This is a genomic window from Streptomyces sp. NWU339 (assembly GCF_003143855.1).
GTDB lineage: Bacteria > Actinomycetota > Actinomycetes > Streptomycetales > Streptomycetaceae > Streptomyces.
Genome location: NZ_QFRK01000051.1, coordinates 13,045 through 30,414 on the forward strand (window position 1 = coordinate 13,045; position 17,370 = coordinate 30,414).

At 71.7% G+C, this 17,370-nt stretch carries 15 protein-coding genes, 1 tRNA gene, 1 pseudogene and 1 riboswitch; of the genes and pseudogenes, 7 read left to right on the forward strand and 10 right to left on the reverse strand.

Translation table 11 applies throughout. From position 1 onward, the window contains the following. The first annotated feature begins 958 nt into the window (after positions 1 to 958). A complete protein-coding gene (locus DIZ27_RS36040; RefSeq protein WP_109376423.1) occupies positions 959 to 1,297 on the forward strand; it encodes a MerR family transcriptional regulator in 339 nt (112 codons plus the stop codon). A 328-nt stretch (positions 1,298 to 1,625) separates the two neighbouring features. Here DIZ27_RS36040 and DIZ27_RS36045 read toward each other — a convergent pair whose 3' ends face one another. Next, positions 1,626 to 2,459, reverse strand: coding sequence for a hemolysin III family protein (locus DIZ27_RS36045; RefSeq protein ID WP_109382628.1), 834 nt, complete (start codon positions 2,457 to 2,459; stop codon positions 1,626 to 1,628). Between the two features lie 661 nt (positions 2,460 to 3,120). Here DIZ27_RS36045 and DIZ27_RS36050 point away from each other — a divergent pair. Further along, positions 3,121 to 3,252: pseudogene (locus DIZ27_RS36050) on the forward strand (DNA-binding response regulator); the annotation flags it as partial. A gap of 56 nt (positions 3,253 to 3,308) precedes the next feature. On the opposite strand, the gene DIZ27_RS36055 reads toward DIZ27_RS36050, so the two are convergent. From DIZ27_RS36055 to DIZ27_RS36075, 5 genes are all read right to left on the reverse strand, one after another. Next, complete coding sequence (locus DIZ27_RS36055; RefSeq protein ID WP_109382629.1) at positions 3,309 to 3,674, reverse strand: hypothetical protein; 366 nt, start codon at positions 3,672 to 3,674, stop codon at positions 3,309 to 3,311. Between the two features lies 1 nt (position 3,675). Continuing rightward, positions 3,676 to 4,164 (reverse strand): TetR/AcrR family transcriptional regulator, encoded by a 489-nt coding sequence (locus DIZ27_RS36060; RefSeq protein WP_109382645.1) that lies wholly within the window; start codon positions 4,162 to 4,164, stop codon positions 3,676 to 3,678. Between the two features lie 97 nt (positions 4,165 to 4,261). Further along, complete coding sequence (locus DIZ27_RS36065) at positions 4,262 to 4,687, reverse strand: DUF4118 domain-containing protein (RefSeq protein ID WP_109382630.1); 426 nt, start codon at positions 4,685 to 4,687, stop codon at positions 4,262 to 4,264. A 112-nt stretch (positions 4,688 to 4,799) separates the two neighbouring features. Continuing rightward, entirely contained in the window at positions 4,800 to 6,017 is a 1,218-nt protein-coding gene (locus tag DIZ27_RS36070) for a cation:proton antiporter (RefSeq protein ID WP_258308692.1), read from the reverse strand. 627 nt (positions 6,018 to 6,644) lie between these two features. Continuing rightward, positions 6,645 to 6,935 carry a DUF3040 domain-containing protein gene (locus DIZ27_RS36075; protein ID WP_109382631.1) on the reverse strand — a complete coding sequence of 97 codons (291 nt, stop codon included), beginning with the start codon at positions 6,933 to 6,935 and terminating at the stop codon, positions 6,645 to 6,647. Between the two features lie 498 nt (positions 6,936 to 7,433). Between DIZ27_RS36075 and DIZ27_RS36080 the strand changes: the two genes are divergently transcribed. Beyond that, positions 7,434 to 8,435 carry a histidine kinase gene (locus DIZ27_RS36080; protein WP_109382632.1) on the forward strand — a complete coding sequence of 334 codons (1,002 nt, stop codon included), beginning with the start codon at positions 7,434 to 7,436 and terminating at the stop codon, positions 8,433 to 8,435. A gap of 2 nt (positions 8,436 to 8,437) precedes the next feature. Beyond that, the gene (locus DIZ27_RS36085) at positions 8,438 to 9,136 is read left to right on the forward strand and encodes a response regulator transcription factor (RefSeq protein WP_109382633.1); all 699 of its coding nucleotides are present in this window, start codon (positions 8,438 to 8,440) and stop codon (positions 9,134 to 9,136) included. A gap of 36 nt (positions 9,137 to 9,172) precedes the next feature. Here DIZ27_RS36085 and DIZ27_RS36090 read toward each other — a convergent pair whose 3' ends face one another. Then, positions 9,173 to 10,480: a cation:proton antiporter gene (locus DIZ27_RS36090; RefSeq protein ID WP_109382634.1), complete on the reverse strand. Its 1,308-nt coding sequence runs from the start codon at positions 10,478 to 10,480 to the stop codon at positions 9,173 to 9,175. A 347-nt stretch (positions 10,481 to 10,827) separates the two neighbouring features. Here DIZ27_RS36090 and DIZ27_RS36095 point away from each other — a divergent pair, with 347 nt between their 5' ends. The 3 genes from DIZ27_RS36095 to DIZ27_RS36105 all read left to right on the forward strand — a co-directional run bounded on the left by DIZ27_RS36095 (position 10,828) and on the right by DIZ27_RS36105 (position 13,640). Beyond that, the gene (locus DIZ27_RS36095) at positions 10,828 to 11,961 is read left to right on the forward strand and encodes a dihydrofolate reductase family protein (protein WP_109382635.1); all 1,134 of its coding nucleotides are present in this window, start codon (positions 10,828 to 10,830) and stop codon (positions 11,959 to 11,961) included. A gap of 74 nt (positions 11,962 to 12,035) precedes the next feature. Next, positions 12,036 to 12,109: transfer RNA gene (locus tag DIZ27_RS36100), tRNA-Met, on the forward strand. 327 nt (positions 12,110 to 12,436) lie between these two features. After that, positions 12,437 to 12,594: riboswitch (cyclic di-AMP (ydaO/yuaA leader) on the forward strand. Between the two features lie 11 nt (positions 12,595 to 12,605). Next, a complete protein-coding gene (locus DIZ27_RS36105; RefSeq protein WP_109382636.1) occupies positions 12,606 to 13,640 on the forward strand; it encodes a M23 family metallopeptidase in 1,035 nt (344 codons plus the stop codon). 64 nt (positions 13,641 to 13,704) lie between these two features. On the opposite strand, the gene DIZ27_RS36110 is transcribed toward DIZ27_RS36105, so the two are convergent. The 3 genes from DIZ27_RS36110 to lhgO form a co-directional block, all read right to left on the reverse strand. Further along, positions 13,705 to 15,045, reverse strand: a complete 1,341-nt coding sequence (locus tag DIZ27_RS36110; protein WP_109382646.1) for a PrsW family intramembrane metalloprotease — start codon at positions 15,043 to 15,045, stop codon at positions 13,705 to 13,707. Positions 15,046 to 15,136: 91 nt separating this feature from the next. Continuing rightward, entirely contained in the window at positions 15,137 to 15,997 is an 861-nt protein-coding gene (trmB, locus tag DIZ27_RS36115; protein ID WP_375232039.1) for a tRNA (guanosine(46)-N7)-methyltransferase TrmB, read from the reverse strand. A 37-nt stretch (positions 15,998 to 16,034) separates the two neighbouring features. Further along, positions 16,035 to 17,318 (reverse strand): L-2-hydroxyglutarate oxidase, encoded by a 1,284-nt coding sequence (lhgO, locus tag DIZ27_RS36120; protein ID WP_258308694.1) that lies wholly within the window; start codon positions 17,316 to 17,318, stop codon positions 16,035 to 16,037. Positions 17,319 to 17,370 lie beyond the last annotated feature (52 nt).

The window sequence follows — 17,370 nt, forward strand, 5'->3', positions numbered from 1 at the left end:
GGCTGCGGGCCCACCCCGCCCCGACGCACCATCAGACAGTCACGCACCCAACAACGTGACAACGCCGATGGGACGGCTGGGCCGGTATGGGGGAGCAGTCACCGTGTCGTGACGCTCGTTGCCCACGGGGCGGCTTTGCTCCCTTGCCGGCTCGTGGGTCCTGTCTGCCCGGTGCTGGTGCCCCGGCCCGGCCCGTCAACCGGGCGGTGACGGTCGTGCGCCTGTCCCATCGCTGTTCGAGGTCGATTACCTCGCCGTCGAACACGCGGAAATCTATGGCGGTCGCAGTAGACATTGGATGGTGGTGTGGTTATGGTTTCTCCCGTAGCCGAGATCAACAGGGCCCGGCAGAGACGAACTGCCGGGCAGCAGGACCCGCAGTTGCAGGATGCAGGACGGTGCGGTGGTGGAGTTCCGAAGCCAGAGCTTGCAGGACGGCGACGGGACTGACGACCGGACCGGGTGGCCCGCAGTGATCAGGGGCCGCCGTGAGCAGTACCCCGCAGCGAAGTAAAGAGGCAGCACCCCGGTGAAGGCGTCGGCTGCGGACGCGCGCACCGGGAGGTTCGGCAGTGGGGTTCCAACGCCAGAGCAGACGCAGGACGGGCGACGGGGCCGGCTGCCGAAGGGTGGCGCTGTCACAGGCCACAGAGCAGGTCGCATCACCAGCAGTACCAGCAGTAGGCAAGTGATTGATCCCAGAGGGAAGAACGGAGGAGCCGAGCGCCATCAGGATCGCCCGGGCGGACGTCTGAGCCCGGGTACCGCAGGACATCGATAGTGAGGTGGTCTCCGGTCAAGCAACCGCGATCCCCGCACCCCCGGCAGCATCTCGGCCGGGTCTGCGGACACAGGAGGCCGGCGCAGGATCAGGGCCGGCAGATGGTGTAGTAGTTCCTTCGGGGCCCTGGTGCCATTGGCACCGGGGCCCCTCCCCGCGTTTTACCGAGAGGTGCAAGTGACCGCAGACGACTCCTTCGGCCGGCTCGATGATGACGACTACCCCGCCTACACCATGGGCCGGGCCGCCGAGATGCTCGGCACCAGCCCGGGCTTCCTGCGCGCCCTCGGCGAAGCCCGCCTGATCACCCCGCTGCGCTCCGAGGGCGGCCACCGCCGCTACTCCCGCTACCAGCTGCGCATCGCCGCCCGCGCCCGGGAACTCGTCGACCAGGGCACCGCCATCGAGGCCGCCTGCCGCATCATCATCCTCGAAGACCAGCTCGAGGAGGCCCAGCGCCTCAACGCCGCATACCGCCGCACCGCCGGATCGTCCAATCCATCGGCCGGGGCCTGAGGTGAGCGGGCCCGCCGGTATCGGCGGTCCCTTACACGCGCGCATGGCCGGAATGTGACGCGCAGGGATGGTCCTCGTGTCCGAACGGTTCTCCTGGCACTTCGCTCGTCTCCGGCCCCGGTTGCGGCGCCGCCACAGCGCGTGAGATGGCCGGCAGGCTCCATACCCGAAGTTCCGGGGGGATCTCGCCCTCCTCACCAACTGCCTCGAGAAACGGTTGCTTGCTGCCTTTCCTTCAGGACACCCCCCGTACGGCCGCAGTCCCTGATCGGGCCGCGAGCGCGGCGAGAGCACCGTGCCGCAGGAGTGAATGTGCCTGCTGTTGTGGTCAGTAGGCGGCGAGAGAGATGGCGATGTAGTGCGCGGCGAAGGCTGCCACGGTCAGGGCGTGGAACACCTCGTGGAAGCCAAACCAGCGGGGCGAGGGGTCGGGGCGTTGGACGGCGTAGACCACCGCGCCCACGCTGTAGAGGAGACCGCCGGTCACTATCAGGGTGAGTACGGCCACCCCGCCGGTGTGCAGGAAGTCGGGCAGGTAACGCACCGGTGCCCACCCCAGGGCCAGGTAGCAGGGGGTGTACAGCCAGCGGGGAGCTTTGACCCACAGGACACGGAAGGCGATGCCGGCCAGCGCGCCCGTCCATACGATCCACAGCAGCAGGGCTCGCCGGTCAGGGGGGAGGAGTAGTACGGCCAGAGGGGTGCAGGTGCCGGCGGTGATCAGAAAGATGTTGGCGTGGTCGAGGCGACGCAGCACGGCCTCGCCCAGTGGCCCCCAGGTGCCCAGGTGGTAGACGGCGCTCGTCCCGAACAGCAGCCAGGCGGTAACGGAGTACACGGTGCAGGCCAGGGCCGCCTGCTGGGTCCGGGCCAGGCAGATCAGGACGATGCCGGCGCTCAACGAGGCGGGGACCATCGCGGCGTGGAGCCAGCCACGCAGCTTCGGCTTGATCGGCTCGACCAGTTCGGCCGCCCACTCAACCAGGTCGGCAACAGGGTGAGGGCTCTCCCCGGCATTGCCATGGTGTGATCCGCGGGAGAGACCGGCTGAAGTGGCCCCCTCTCCTTTCACCCGCGCGGGGGCAACGCCTCCGCCGTCGGTGTCGTCGCGGGACACAACTTCCCGTCCTGTCTCGGACTTCTGGTCATCACTGGCAACCATGCGGTCATGCTAGGAGCCTGCCCGCAACAGCGTTGGAGGTCGGCCCTCGTGCCGCCAGGCCGGCATCACCGGACGTGGCCTGCTCGGCCACCAGGTGAGCGCCGGCCCCTGCGACCTGCCACCAACTGGGCCTACAGAAGCGGTGTAAGCCGACTGACCATGGGAAAGATCAAGGTTCCCGAGCGCGCATCTCCGCCCCCTTACGCCCAAGGACCGCCGGTGCTTCCCGAGTTCCGCTCCGACGCATCCGCCCCCTCGCACATCAGCTGGGACAGAGATTGGGACTGCCCCACAGTTCGAAGCCGGCCGTCTCGACCTTTAGGGCCGTCTGGAAGACAAAGCAGCACCAGGGGGAGTGAACATACTGGTCAGCAGCCCTTTATGCGTGAGCGGACAGTGCGGCACGAGTCGCCACGACGCGGATCGCACCTCACAGCGAATGTGCTCTGACCTGGTGGGTCCGGACGCCGAAGCACCGCCCGGACCCACCCCCCCACATTCCCACCAGGACTTTTAATCCATTGGTTGTGGGTTCGAGTCCCACAGGGCCTACCGGTGCGGGAGAGGGGCAGCCCCCTCCGACCTGCTCTTCGGCGTCCGGGTCGGCTTCGGCCGACCCGGACGCCGTTTCGTTGTCCCGTTGTCGGGCCCCTGAACGGGCCGGCTGGTGATCAGCCCGTTGACCGCGAAGACCCACATCGACCGGGGCAGCTCCAAGCTCCGAGCCCGTGACCGGGCCCAACTGGTGGTCCTGGCCTACGGATCCGGCCTGGTGACCCCGCGCGACACGTGACGTCGACGGCCTTCTACGCCCGCACACCAGTGCGTCGTGGCGCGGTGCGGGTTCGTTCAGCCGCGGGAGACGGACTGTTCGATGAGGTCCACGGTGGCGCGGGGGTTGTCGACCTCGAGGACGAGCCGGTCGTAGTGCTCGGCGTCGGCGAGTTCGATGACGATCGCCTTGTCCGGGTTCTTCACGTCCCAGAACAGGCGTTCACCGTTGCGGCGGAAGCGGCCCGCGGTGATCAGTCCGGGGAAATAGGAGCCGGCGACGCGGACGCCCTTGGGTTCGCGGGCCATACCGGGGTCGTGGGTGGCGCCGCGTACGTGGGCGAGGGGGATCTCCAGGCGGCTCTTGAGGGTCCAGAGCTTGTCGAGGCCCTGGAACTCGGCGGTCAGTATGCCGCGTTCGCGGTCGATGGAGATCAGGGCCATGTCAGTGCTCCTTGGGAGTGGTGGCCGGCAGGGCGCGCAGGCGCAGGCGGGTACCGAGGACGGTGGAGGCGAGTCGGGGGGCGGCGTCACCGTGGGAGGGGCGCAGGGCGTCCTCCAGTGCTGCGATCCCTTCCGCGACCAGTGCGGCGACCTCCGGGTCGTGGGGTGCGCGTTCGGCGGCGGCGAGGAGGAGGAGTCCGGCGGCCGGACCGTTGTCGTACGAGGCAGTGGCGGTGGCCAGTGCCTGCGCGGGGTCGGTGAGGGTGGCGATGGCCGCGGTGGCCGGGTGGATCTCGTGGTCGAGGTGCCGGCGGAGCGCGGTCAGGTGCAGGCTCCGTTTCGAGCCGAAGACCTTGTAGAGGCTGCCCCGGTGGATGCCGGTGGCGGTGACCAGGTCGTCCACCGAGGTGCCCTCGAAGCCGTGGGTGGCGAAGAGGGCGGCTGCGGTGCTGACGGCCTGGTCGGTGTCGAAGGCGCGTGGTCGTCCCATGGCCATGACGGTACGGGGTATGAGAACGATCGGTCAAGAACGAGCGTTCTTGAATTGGGTCGCACCGGGTCGCACCGGGCCGCAAGGCTGCGGGCGGTCAGGCCGGGTGGCCGTCCTCGGGGTCCGTCCGGAGGGTGAGGCGGTGGTGGGCCGCGCGGGCGTGGGCCAGGCGGGAGGCGGTCGTGCCGACGAGGGCGGCGGCGAGCAGGCAGCCGAGCCAGAACGTGTCCCTGGGGCCGGCCCAGGTGAGGGTGCCGGTGGGCGGTGTCGCGAAGCCGTTGAGGAACAGCCAGCACAGGACGGCCGTGCCGGGGGCCGCGGTGAACCGTGCGCACACGCCGAGGACGGCGGCGAGCAGGGACAGGGCCACCAGGAAGAGCCCGGGGCGGTGCGGGCCCACGACCGTGTGGAGGAGCGCCACCAGGGCCGGCGCGCCGCCGAAGGCGCCCGCCCATATCAGCGGAGTGGCGACGGGCCGGGGGACCGGCCGCGGGCCGGTGCCGACGGTGACCCACTCGATCATGCCGGTGCCTTGGTCGTCATGCTGCCGCTTCCCTGGAGTGCACCCCGGGTTCTCCGGGTTTCCCGGGCTGATCTTCGCACCACCGGCGTCGCGAACGGGCCGTCGTGTGTGGTCAGCCGCTCGCATGGGCCGGTTCCGTCTGGTCGACCGGTGCGGCGGTGCCCTGCCGCTCGTCCGGCCTGCGGCGCGTGAGACGGCCGGCCAGCGGTTCGGTCCAGCGGGCGGTGAGGGGGCCGAGGACGACCAGGATCAGGACGTACGCCGTGGCCAGCGGGCCGATCCGTGGTTCCGTGCCGACGGCGAGACCGGCGATGACGATCGAGAACTCGCCGCGCGCCACCAACGTGCCCCCGGCCCGCCAGCGGCCCTTGGCCGGGATGCCCGCCCGCCGGGCGGCGAACCAGCCGGTGGCGATCTTCGTCAGCATGGTGACGACGGCCAGCGCGAGCGCCGGGAGCAGCACCGGCGGGATGTCCGCCGGGTCGGTGTGCAGCCCGAAGAAGACGAAGAACACCGCCGCGAACAGGTCCCGCAGCGGGGACAGCAGGCCGTGCGCGCCCTCGGCGACCTCCTCGGACAGCGCGATGCCGACCAGGAACGCGCCCACCGCCGCCGACACCTGGAGGTGCTGGGCGACGCCCGCGACCAGCAGGGTCAGCCCCAGCACCACCAGCAGCAGCATCTCGGCGTTGTCGGAGGAGACCGCGCGGCTGACGACGCGTCCGTGACGCAGGGCGATGTAGAGGACGGCGCCGACCGTGCCCAGGGAGATCAGCAGTGTGACGCTGCCGCCCGCGAGACTCACACCGGCCAGCAGGGCGGTGAGGATCGGCAGGTAGACGGCCATGGCGAGGTCCTCCAGGACCAGTACGCCGAGCACGACCGGTGTTTCGCGGTTGCCCAGGCGCCCGAGGTCGCCGAGCACTTTGGCGATGACCCCGGAGGAGGAGATCCAGGTGACGCCGGCGAGGGCGACGGCGGCGACCGGGCCCCAGCCCAGCAGCAGCGCGGCGACGGCGCCGGGGGCGGCGTTGAGGACGAAGTCGACCGCGCCCGACGGGTACTGGGTCTTGAGGGTGGTGACGAGGTCCGACGCGCTGTACTCCAGCCCGAGCATGAGCAGTAGCAGGATGACACCGATCTCGGCGCCGGTGGCGACGAACTCCTCGCTGGCCTGCAGCGGCAGGATCCCGCCATGGCCGAAGGCGAGGCCGGCGAGCAGATAGAGGGGTATGGGGGAGAAGCCCACCCGTCCGGCGAGGCGGCCCAGGATCCCGAGGGCGAGGATGATCGCTCCGAGTTCGATGAGCATGGCGGTGGTGTTGTGCACGGGCGGCTGACCTCCGTGGATCGGTTCGGTGGCGGCGTCTGTGCCTGAGGGCTGGGGCTCGCTGGGCTGGAAGGCGGATCCCGGGAGTCGGGAGCCGGGCGTCGGGAGTCGGAAGCCGGGGAACCAGGTGCCGGGGTGAGGTGCTGCGGGGTCGACTGTCGGGTGCAGGGGGTGGAGTGGGAGCGTCCGGTGTGTCCCCTGCGGGCGGGTCGTCCCCTACGGGGGTGAGGAGCCGGTGCCGGGCCTCGAGCAGGGGGCGGAGAGGGCGTGGGACAGGCGCTAGGGCCGGAAGGCGGTGCCGCCGGTATCGGGAACGGCGTCACGGGCGGCGTTGTCGACACGCACGGGGATCACTCGACCCATGTCACGCCCCCGTTCTCGTCTTCTCGTCGTCGGCCCAACCGGACATCAGCACTCGACGCTCGACGGCCGACGCCGGGCAGCCAGTGCTCGGCGCTCGACGTTCAGCGGTCAACGCTCAACGGAGGAGCGGAACGCTGCTCAACGGAGCGTAAGCGCTTGGTAAAAATTTTAGCGCACCTCAAACTGGGGTGCGCTATGAGGAAAGCCGCTCAACGTGACAAAGCGGCGGTCGTGAATCGTGTCTGAATACGGGTTCGAGCCGTATCAGCGAGCCGAGTTCCGGTGCCGACTGCCCCTCCGGGGCGGGTAGGGGTCGAACAGCTGAACGCCGATTCCGCTGAGGACCAGACCGGTCGCGATGAGCAGCCCGTGGGGCATGACCAGACCGATGAACAGCAGGACCACGCCGATTCCCAGTACCCACCAAGCGCGGGTGTGCCGGTACTCGCGCGGCTTGGCCGGCCGACCGCTGGACAGGGAGCGCGCGAAGTGCGGGTCGTCCTGCTCGATTCGGGCCGCGAGATCGACGAGGCGCTTGTCGTCGGACTGGGGCACGTCTCCTCCTTCCCGAACGGTGGCAGCACGGGGAGACCTCCGACCGCCACCTGAAAAACACCTCCGGGCGTCGGTTCCATGACACCGACGCCGGGGGCGGAAAAGTGAGCCGTCGGCCCGCGAACCGGGGCCGACACAGGGGAGCTTGCCCGGGTGCCGAGGTCATCACCCGCCCGGTGCGAGTGGCTCGGCGGGGCCGGGCCCGCGTCCACTTCAAGGATCACCCGCCGGGTGCCTCGAGACCATCGGGTCCGGCCCTCATCTTCGTGGGGGTCGACGATGTACGTGGGGCGCCCGGACACCCAGGGGCCCGTGAAAAAATGGGGGCTGGCACGGATGGCGCACAGTCGGAACAGCGCTCACGCTGGGTCGTGGCGGCCCGCGTGCCCGCGCCCCCGGAACCGATGGGCCGCCGGGACGCTCCCGCCGCACCGGGAGCCTACGACAGACAGTACGGCAGACGGCGCACGGTGAGCAGGGGTGAGGAGGTGGTACTGAGTGCCACTGTTCTGGCGGATCTTTCTGCTGAACGCCGTCGTGCTGATCACGGCCACCGCCCTGCTGCTCGGACCGGTCACCGTCTCCACCCCGGTCCTGCTCACCGAGGCCGCCGTACTCACCGTGGGGCTGGCCGCCATGCTCTTCGCCAACGCGCTGCTGGTGCGCGTCGGCCTCGCCCCGTTGCAGCGCGTCACCCGCGCCATGTCCACCACCGACCTGCTCCGCCCGGGGCAGCGCCCCGAGGTCGCCGGGCGCGGGGAGATCGCCGAGCTGATCAGCACGTACAACACGATGCTCGACCGGCTGGAGGACGAACGCGCCACGAGCAGCGCACGCGCCCTCTCCGCGCAGGAGGACGAACGCCGCCGCATCGCCCAGGAACTGCACGACGAGGTCGGCCAGAGCCTCACCGCCGTCCTGCTCCAGCTCAAGCGGGTCGCCGACCACGCCCCGGTGGAGCTGCGCGAGGAGCTGAGCCTGGTGCAGGAGACCACTCGGAGCAGCCTGGACGAGATCCGGCGCATCGCCCGCCGGCTGCGCCCCGGTGTCCTGGACGAACTCGGGCTTGCCAGCGCCCTCAAGGCCCTCACCACCGAGTTCGGCGGCTCCACCGGCCTGATGGTCCAGCACCGTCTCGACCCCGACCTGCCCGACCTGGGGCCGGAGGCCGAACTGGTCCTCTACCGGGTGGCCCAGGAAGGGCTCACCAACATCGCCCGGCACGCGCAGGCCCGCCGCGCGGAGGTCTCCCTGCGCCGCACCCCCGCCGGAGTCGATCTCCAGGTCCGGGACGACGGCCACGGCATCGGTGCCGCGTCCGAGGGCGCCGGTATCCGGGGGATGCGTGAACGGGCCCTGCTCGTCGGCGCCGACCTCGATGTGGGTCCCGCTCCCGGCGGCGGGACCCGGGTGCGCCTCGCCGTACCCGTCCCCGTACGGGGCCCCGCGCCCGTGCGGGCCATGCCGCCCGTGACCGCCGCTCCCGACCGGAAACGCTGACCATGACCGACCCGGCCCCCGCCAGCACTCCCACCGGCCCCGCCGCGGGCCCGTCCCCCACCCGGATCCTCCTCGCCGACGACCACGCGCTGGTCCGCCGAGGCGTACGCCTCATCCTCGACGGCGAACCGGACCTGACCGTCGTCGCCGAGGCCGACAACGGGGCCGAAGCCATCGAGCAGGCCCGCGCCCACGAACCCGACCTGGCCATCCTCGACATCGCCATGCCCCGCCTGACCGGCCTCCAGGCGGCCCGCGAGCTCTCCCGCACCCTCCCGCAGACGCGGATCCTCATCCTGACCATGTACGACAACGAGCAGTTCTTCTTCGAGGCGCTCGGCGCCGGCGCCTCCGGGTACGTCCTCAAGTCCGTCGCCGACCGCGACCTGGTGGAGGCCTGCCGGGCCACCATGCGCGGCGAGCCGTTCCTCTACCCGGGTGCCGTCAACGCCCTCATCCGCAACTACCTCGAACTCGCCCGGGACGGCCGGAACCTGCCCGCCAAGGCCATCACGGACCGGGAGGAGGAGATCCTCAAACTGGTCGCCGAGGGGCACACCTCGCAGCAGATCGCCGACCTCCTCGTCATCAGTCCCAAGACCGTGGAGCGCCACCGCGCCAACCTGCTGGCCAAACTCGACCTGAAGGACCGGCTGGAACTCACCCGGTACGCCATCCGCGTCGGCCTGATCGAGCCCTGACCGCCACCGGCGTCGACGCGGGCGCCCGGACCGGCCCTACCGCTCGGCCTCGGCGGGCAGGGGCTCCGCCTCCCGGCCGTGCCCGGCGTCCAGGTCGGGTGCGGGTCCGTCGTCCGGGGCGTCGGGTGCGGGGCCGTGACCCGGGGCGTCGGGCGGGGGCCCGTGGGCGGACCGCCGCGCCTGTACGGCGCGCAGGGCGCGCGCGAGCAGGCCGGCCCGTCCGGCGAGCACCGGGCCGAGGACGGCGAGGACGAGCACGTATCCGGCGATGAACGCGGTGAGCCGGCCGTCCAGCCCCGCGCCGGTGGCCATGGCGGCCAGGATCAGCGCGAACTCACCACGGGCGACGAGCGTGGTCGCGATGTCGGCGGCGATGTCGACGCCGTAGCGGTACAGGCGGGCGACCAGCAGGCCCGCGGCCAGGTTCATGGTGAGGGTCAGCGCCACGGCGACGGACACCGGACCGGCGACGGAGGCGATGTCGCCGGGGTCGATGGCCAGCCCGAAGGCGAAGAAGAAGATCGCGGCGAAGGCGTCGCGCAGCGGATGCACCAGGGTGCGGATCCGGGGCGCGGAGGGGGTGCCGGCCACGATCAGACCGACCATGAACGCGCCGATGGCGTCGACGACCCCGAGCACCTCGGAGACGCCCGCGACCAGGATCGCGGTGCCGAGGAAGGTGACGACCAGCAACTCGTTGTCGCGCACGGCCAGCAGCCGGCCGAACAGCCGGCCGCCGAAGCGGGCGGCGACGGCGAGCACCATCAGGAAGCCGAACGCCTTGGCCGCCTGGAGCGCCATGTCCGTGAGGCCCTGGGCGTCGCTGAGGACGGGCTGCAGAGCGGCGAGATAGAGGGCGAGGAAGATGTCCTCGACGACGGTGACGCCGAGGATGAGACGGGTCTCGGGCCGGCCGATGTGGCCCAGCTCGATGAGGATCTTCGTGACGATCGCCGAGGAGGAGATGCCCAGCACCCCGGCGAGCAGCAGGGCCTCCCGTGCCCCCCAGCCGAGGGCGAACCCGAAGCCCAGCCCCGCGCCGACGTTGAGCAGCAGGTAGATGCCACCGGCGGTGAGCAGCCGTCTGCCGCCCCGTCTCAGATCGTCGAGGTGGAACTCCAGGCCCAGGTAGAAGAGCAGCAGGACGAGACCGAGAGCCGAGAGCATCCCGAAGTCGTGCGCGTCCTCGACCAAAACCGGGCCCGGGGTGTGCGGGCCGAGCAGAATGCCGGCCAGCATGAACAGGGGGATGGTCGGCAGCCCGATCCGGCTGCCGAGGCGGGCGAGGAAAGCGGCGGCGAGGAAGGCGCCACCCATGGCGAGCAGTGTGTCGGCATGTCCCACGGGTCACCACCTTCCACAGCATGGGAACGGAGCGTGATCTCATCGACTGAGCCGAGTGGGGACCGCTCCTTCGCGTTGATGGGGGTTCTTCGCCATACGGGGCTGCGGCCGGTGCGTCACGGGACAGGGGTCCGGGGGGTTCGTCGTGTCTGTCCCATCTTTCGACGTTGCTTCCACGCTCGCATCCGCCCCCGCGCGATGACCATCCGTAGTGCCACCCAAACGGGATGGGGGACGACCCTCATAGGGGCCCACCCCGTCCCGCGATCCGGTTGTCAGACTTGAATCAGTTCAGCGGTCCGCAGTTCCCGCGGTTCCCGCAGCCCCGTCCTCCCAGGAGCGCGTAGATGCCCCACCCGTACGTCTTGTTGTCCGCCGCCGTCTCCCTGGACGGCTACCTCGACGACACCGGCCCCGAGCGGCTGCTGCTGTCCGGCCCGGCCGACTTCGACCGGGTCGACGAGGTACGGGCGTCGGTCGACGCGATCCTGATCGGCGCCGGCACGATCCGCGCCGACAACCCCCGCCTGCTGGTCAACTCGCCCGAGCGGCGGGCCGCCCGGGTCGCCGAGGGCCGGCCCGAGTACCCGCTGAAGGTCACCGTCAGCGGCTCCGGCGACCTGGACCCGGCGGCGCGGTTCTGGCACACCGGCGGCGAGAAGGTCCTCTACACGACCGACGAGGGTGCCGAGCGCGCCCGCGCGCACGGCCTCGCCACCGACGTCGTACCGCTCGGCGCCGCACTCGACTGGCGGCGGCTCCTCACGCACCTGTACGACGTGTACGGCGTCCGGCGGCTCATGGTGGAGGGCGGCGGCCTGATCCACACCCAGCTCCTCACCCAGGGCCTCGCCGACGAGCTCCAGTTGGTCCTCGCCCCGCTCTTCGTCGGCGACCCGGAGGCCGCCCGCCTCTTCGGCCCCGGTGCCTACCAGGGCGGACGGCTGCGGCTGCTGGAGACCCGCCCGGTCGGCGACGTCGTCCTCATGCGCTACGAGCCCACCGCCCCCGGCACCGGCCCGCTCCCCGTCGCCGCCGACCACCACTGGCTGGCCCTCGCCTGCGAACTGGCGGCTCAGTGCCCGCCGTCGGAGACGGCCTTCAGCGTGGGCGCGGTGGTGGTCGCGGCCGACGGCACCGAGCTGGCCCGCGGCCACTCCCGGGAGGGCGGCGACCCGGTGGTGCACGCCGAGGAGGCCGCCCTCGCCAAGGCCGACCCCACGGATCCGCGGCTCGCGACCGCCACCGTGTACTCCAGCCTGGAACCCTGCGCGCGCCGCGCCTCGCGTCCGGCGCCCTGTGCGCGGCTGATCCTGGACGCGGGGGTACGGCGGGTGGTCACCGCCTGGCGGGAGCCGGACACCTTCGTGGCGGACGCCGACGGCAGCGGAGTGCTGACCGCCGGGGGCGCCCGGGTCGTCGTGCTGCCCGAGCACGAGGAGGCCGCCACGGCGCCGAACGGCCATCTGATCGGCCGGTGACGCGACGGCGACGACGGCGACGACAAGGAGTGTGCGGAGTGCCCCCCGCATGCCGTATGCTGGTGACACAACGACGCGGGGTGGAGCAGCTCGGTAGCTCGCTGGGCTCATAACCCAGAGGTCGCAGGTTCAAATCCTGTCCCCGCTACTGAAGGCCGAGGGCCGGAATCCGAAAGGGTTCCGGCCCTCGGCCGTTCCTGGCTTCCGCCCCGTCGTCCCGGCTTGTCGTCCCGCCCTCCGCGCCGTTGTGACGCCGGGTGATCGAGTCACCGCGCTGCGCATAACAACTGATAAACCGTCAGATTCAGTGTGACGCGCGAGGCACGGTCAACTCGCCCGTTTTCGCCCGGTCATGGCGCTTAAGTCCGTGCGGAAATCGTTAACGATCAAGAGGAACGGCTTGGAATCCGACCCCTACCTCTATTAACGTTCGATAACGCAGCGCGGTCGTCCCAGCCGTCACACGAGTCGGCTCCGTGCGCACGCGCCGAATCCCGCAAGGGAACCGGGGAACCAACATCTTGGGGTGAATCGCGTGGATGCCCCCGTGGAGACACGGAGGGTATACGCGCGTAGGAGACCTTCCTGCTCCGAACCCGTCAGCTAACCCGGTAGGCGAGAAGGAAGGAAAGGAGTACGCCCACGTGGCGTCGAACCGGCCTGCTCCCGAGGCCCCCTTCATGCCGAGCCAGTACGACGGCGACACCTTCGTCTACGGCGGCGTCCGCCCCACCGAGGGCCCCTTCGAGGAGTGGAACCCCACCGAGGAGTCCGTCCGCCCCGTGCGCGGCCGGCACCGCGTCGGCAAGCAGCGCGGCGGAGGCCTCGCCCGCAGCTCCACGGTCCTGGGCGTCGGTGTCATAGCCGCCGTCGCCGGTGGCGGCATGGCCAGCGCCCAGACCGGCAAGCCGCCGGTCTCGATCTCGATGCCGGACCTTCCCTCTGTCGGTTCCCTCATCTCCGACGAGGAAACCCCCGAGGGCTCCGCCACCGCGCTCAGCGACATCGGTGTGGTGGCCGACGAGGCCACCGAACAGGGCGCCTCCGACGCCGGCGAGGCGCTGCACGCCCGGATCATGGCCCAGGTCGAGCAGCAGCAGAGCCAGGCCGAGGACAAGGCCGCCGCCGAGGCCGCCGCCGCCGCGGAGAAGGAGGCCGAGGAGAAGGCCGCCGCCGCGAAGAAGGAGGCGGAGGAGAAGGCCGCCGAGGCGAAGCGGAAGGCGGAGGAGGAGGCCAAGAAGAAGGCCGAGGCCGAGCGCCTCGCCGAGCTGGCCCGGCAGTACGCGCTGCCCACCTCCTCGTACACCGTCTCCTCGACCTTCGGTCAGGCCGGCGCCTACTGGTCCTCCGGCCAGCACACCGGCCTGGACTTCGCCGCCCCCACGGGCACGCTGATCAAGGCGGTCCACACCGGCACGATCACCTCCGCCGGCTGGGACGGCTCCTACGGCTACAAGACCGTGCTGACGCTCGACGACGGCACCGAGATCTGGTACGCCCACCAGTCCTCCATCAACGTCAGCGTCGGCCAGCAGGTCAACACCGGCGACGTGATCGGCCGCGTCGGCTCCACCGGCAACTCCACCGGCGCCCACCTCCACCTGGAGGTCCACACCGCCGGCTCCGGCGCGGGCATCGACCCGATGGCCTGGCTCCAGTCGAAGGGCCTCACCGTCTGAGACGACCACAGCCCCGGCAGTCCTGACGACGACCCCCCGACGTCAGGGCTGCCGGTCAGGCGTTTCAGGGGTGGTGCGGGTACGCGTACGGGTTCGGCCGGTACGCGGAATGCCCGAGGTGCGCGGGGTACGGGGCATACGCGAGGCTCGTCGCGCCGTGCACGCCGTGCACGCCGTATGCGCCGTACACAGGCCAGGGCGGCACGGGCGGCGCGGTGGCGCGGGCCGCGTGCTCCAGGGCCGGGCGGGCCGCGTCGCGGCGGCGCCACAGTTCCCGCAGCAGCTCCCCCTCCCGTGCGGCGAAGTCCGTGCCCACGCGGCCGCGGCGCGCCCGGTGCCGCAGGAACGCCAGGGACGTGGCGTACGCCTCGTACCGCGCCACCGTCCGTGCCGCCGCCCGGCCCCCGTGCCGGCGCGCGTACCGCCGGGCGATGCGCCGGGCCCGCATCGAGCCGAGCGCGAACGGCTGGGCCGGAGTCAGCCAGCCGGCGGCGACGTACACGGGCAGTTCCGTGCGCACGGTCCGCAGCTCGCGCTGCCGTGTCCACACCACCAGCCAGGTCAGCAGGCCGAACGACGGCACCATGAACGCCCCGTACACGGCGAAGAAGCCGTACTCGCCGAGGACCGAGGAGCCGTTCCACAGCGCGTGCATGCCCATCGCGAGCAGCAGACCGCCCAGGGGCGGCAGGACGCGCCCCAGGCGCCGTCGTTCGGTGGCGAGCGCGGAGATGCCGAAGCCGATGCCGGTGAGCACGGTGAAGAGCGGGTGCGCGAACGGCGACATGACGACGCGGACGAAGAAGGTCGCCGCGGTGACGGAGGCGACACCGCTGCCGCCAATGAGCTGATCGGTGCCGAAGGCGTTGCCCAGATAGAGGATGTTCTCGGTGAAGGCGAAGCCGGTGGCGGTGATCCCGGCTGTCACCACGCCGTCGAGGATTCCGGTGAAGTCGCGTCTGCGGAAGAGGAAGACCAGCAGGACGGCGGCCGCCTTCGCCGACTCCTCCACGACGGGGGCTATGACGGTCGCACCGAGGGTGTCGGCGCGGGACGGGTCCGCCGTCTCCGTCGCTATCCACTGGGTGGCGAAGCTGTTGGCGACGATCGCCATCAGCGCGGCGGCGCAGGCGCCCCAGGCGAAGGAGAAGACGAGGTTGCGCCAGGGGGCCGGTGCGACGCGGTCCAGCCAGCGGAAGGCGGCTATGAGCAGCGGCACCGGGAGGACGGCGAGGCCGAGGCCGACCAGGAAGCCCTCCGTGCCGGTCTGCTCGCGGACCAGACCCAGGATGACCAGGCCGGAGAGCGCGAGGAGGGCGATCAGCGCTCCGTAGCGCACCCAGGGCCGCTGCCACCAGTGCACGTGCCGCGGGGCCCGCCGGGGCGGCCCGGCGGGGTGCGCCACCGGGCTGGGCTGCGTCGGGTACGGACGGCTGGTGTCCACGACATTGACCCTAACGAGGGAAGGGCGCTGCCCGCAGGTACGCCGGGTGGGCTCAGGGGCCGGCGGGGGGCTGCCCGGCGGGTCGGCCACCGGGTCGGTCGTCGTGCGGTACGCGACGGAAGAGCAGGTCGTTCACCACATGGCCCTTCTCCAGCCCCTGCCCCTCGAAACGGGTCAGCGGGCGGAACTCCGGACGCGGTGCGAAACCGCCGTCCGCCAGGGTGTTCTCGAAGGCGGGATGCGCGGTCAGCACCTCGAGCATCTGCTGGGCGTACGGCTCCCAGTCGGTCGCGCAGTGCACGACCGCGCCCGGTGCCAGACGGGTCGCGGCGAGGGTGAGGAAGTCGGGCTGGATCAGCCGGCGCTTGTGGTGCCGCTTCTTGGGCCAGGGGTCGGGGAAGAAGACGCGCAGCCCGCTCAGGGAGTCGGGGGTGAGCATCTCGCGGAGCAGGATGATCGCGTCGCCGTTGCCGACGCGCACGTTGTCCAGGCCGTGCTGGTCGGCGAGGCCGAGCAGATGGCCCTGGCCGGGTGTGTGGACGTCCACGGCGAGGATGTTGGTGCCGGGGTCGGCGGCGGCCATGCGCACGGTGGCCTCACCCATGCCGAAGCCGATCTCGAGGACGACGGGGCGGTCGTTGCCGAAGAAGTCGGCGAGGTCGAGCAGGCGGCGTCCGTCGACGTCGAAGCCCCACCGGTGCCACAGCCGCTGCAGCGCGTCCGCCTGCCCGGCGGTGACCCGGCTCCGGCGCGGCTGGAAACTCCGGATCCGCCGCTCGAAGTGCGACCCGGCGGGATCGGCCTTCGGCCCGTCGGGGAAGCGGGGCTCCCCCCTCTCCCGGGTACGGCGGATCGACACACCGGGCGCGTGCTCGGCGTGCGGGGCTGCGGAGGCGTTCAAGGAGTCAGACACAGTGCTCTCGATTTTACGGCGGCCCGCACGGCGGCCCTCACGGTGACTTCGCGGTCGCGTCGGCGCCCCGCCGCGTCGGGTCGGCCAGGGTGGTCAGCGCTCGGCGGGCGATCTCCCGGCCGATGGGCAGGGACGCCGTCGCGGCGGGGGAGGGGGCGTTGAGCACGTGGATCGCGCGGGGGGTCTCCCGGATCAGGAAGTCGTCGGCAAGGGTGCCGTCCCGCAGGACGGCCTGCGCCCGCACGCCGGCCGGGGCGGGGATCAGGTCGGCCTCCCGGACCGCGGGCAGGAGCCGGCGGACCGCCTCGGTGAAGGCCCGCCGGGACAGGGAGCGGTGCAGTTCACCCGTGCCGTGCCGCCAGTGGCGGCGGGCCAGGTGCCGGGAGCCCGGCCAGGCCAGGGTGGCGGCCAGCTCGCGCGGGCGGACCGTGCGCCGGTCGTAGCCCTCGCGGGCCAGCGCCGGTACGGCGTTGGGGCCGACGTGGACGCCGCCGTCGACGCCGCGCGTGAGGTGGACGCCGAGGAACGGGAACGCCGGGTCGGGCACCGGGTAGACCAGGCCGCGGATCAGCTCCGGCCGGGTCAGCTCGTAGTATTCGCCGCGGAACGGCACGATGCGCATACCGGGATCGTCACCGGTGAGGCGGGCGATCTCGTCGCAGTACAGCCCGGCGCAGTTCACCAGGACCCGGCCGCGCACGACGTCCCCGGCGGCGGTCAGGGCCGCGACGCCCAGTTCCGGGCGGCGGTCGACGCGGACGACCCGCGCGCCGTAGCGGATCTCCGCGCCGGACGCCTCCGCCAGGTGGCGGGCCACCGCCGCGAAGTCGCAGACGCCGGTGGTGCCGACGTGGATGGCGGCCAGGCCCTCGATCTCCGGCTCGTACTCGGCGATCTGCGTCGCGCCCAGTTCGCGGACCGGCAGCCCGTTCTCCCGGCCGCGCTGGACCAGGGCGTGCAGCCGGGGCAGTTCGTCCCGGTCGGTGGCGACGATCAGCTTGCCCGTCACGGCGTGCGGGATGCCGTACTCCGCGCAGAACTTGACCATCTCCGCCGCGCCCCGCACCGCGTACCGCGCCTTGAGGGAGCCGGGTCGGTAGTAGATGCCGCTGTGGATGACGCCGCTGTTGCGGCCCGTCTGGTGCCGGGCGGGGCCGGGCTCCTTCTCCAGCACCGTGACCCGCGTGCCCGGCGCCGCGCGGGTGATCGCGTACGCCGTCGACAGGCCGACGATGCCGCCGCCGATCACCAGTACGTCGCAGTCGTACGACCGCCGCACCGCCCGCACCACTCGCACCACCTCCCGCTCCCGATAGTGCACCACGCCACTGACAACGCCCGTGAACCCGGCGGCGTCGGGGACGCCGGCTTCG

What these genes read in the sequence shown, in the direction of transcription:
- DIZ27_RS36095 (WP_109382635.1), top strand. Translation starts at nt 10,828, where the DNA reads ATGCCCCACCCGTACGTCTTGTTGTCCGCCGCCGTCTCCCTGGACGGC.
- DIZ27_RS36055 (WP_109382629.1), bottom strand. Translation starts at nt 3,674, where the DNA reads ATGGCCCTGATCTCCATCGACCGCGAACGCGGCATACTGACCGCCGAG.
- DIZ27_RS36065 (WP_109382630.1), bottom strand. Translation starts at nt 4,687, where the DNA reads ATGATCGAGTGGGTCACCGTCGGCACCGGCCCGCGGCCGGTCCCCCGG.
- DIZ27_RS36060 (WP_109382645.1), bottom strand. Translation starts at nt 4,164, where the DNA reads ATGGGACGACCACGCGCCTTCGACACCGACCAGGCCGTCAGCACCGCA.
- DIZ27_RS36085 (WP_109382633.1), top strand. Translation starts at nt 8,438, where the DNA reads ATGACCGACCCGGCCCCCGCCAGCACTCCCACCGGCCCCGCCGCGGGC.
- DIZ27_RS36045 (WP_109382628.1), bottom strand. Translation starts at nt 2,459, where the DNA reads ATGGTTGCCAGTGATGACCAGAAGTCCGAGACAGGACGGGAAGTTGTG.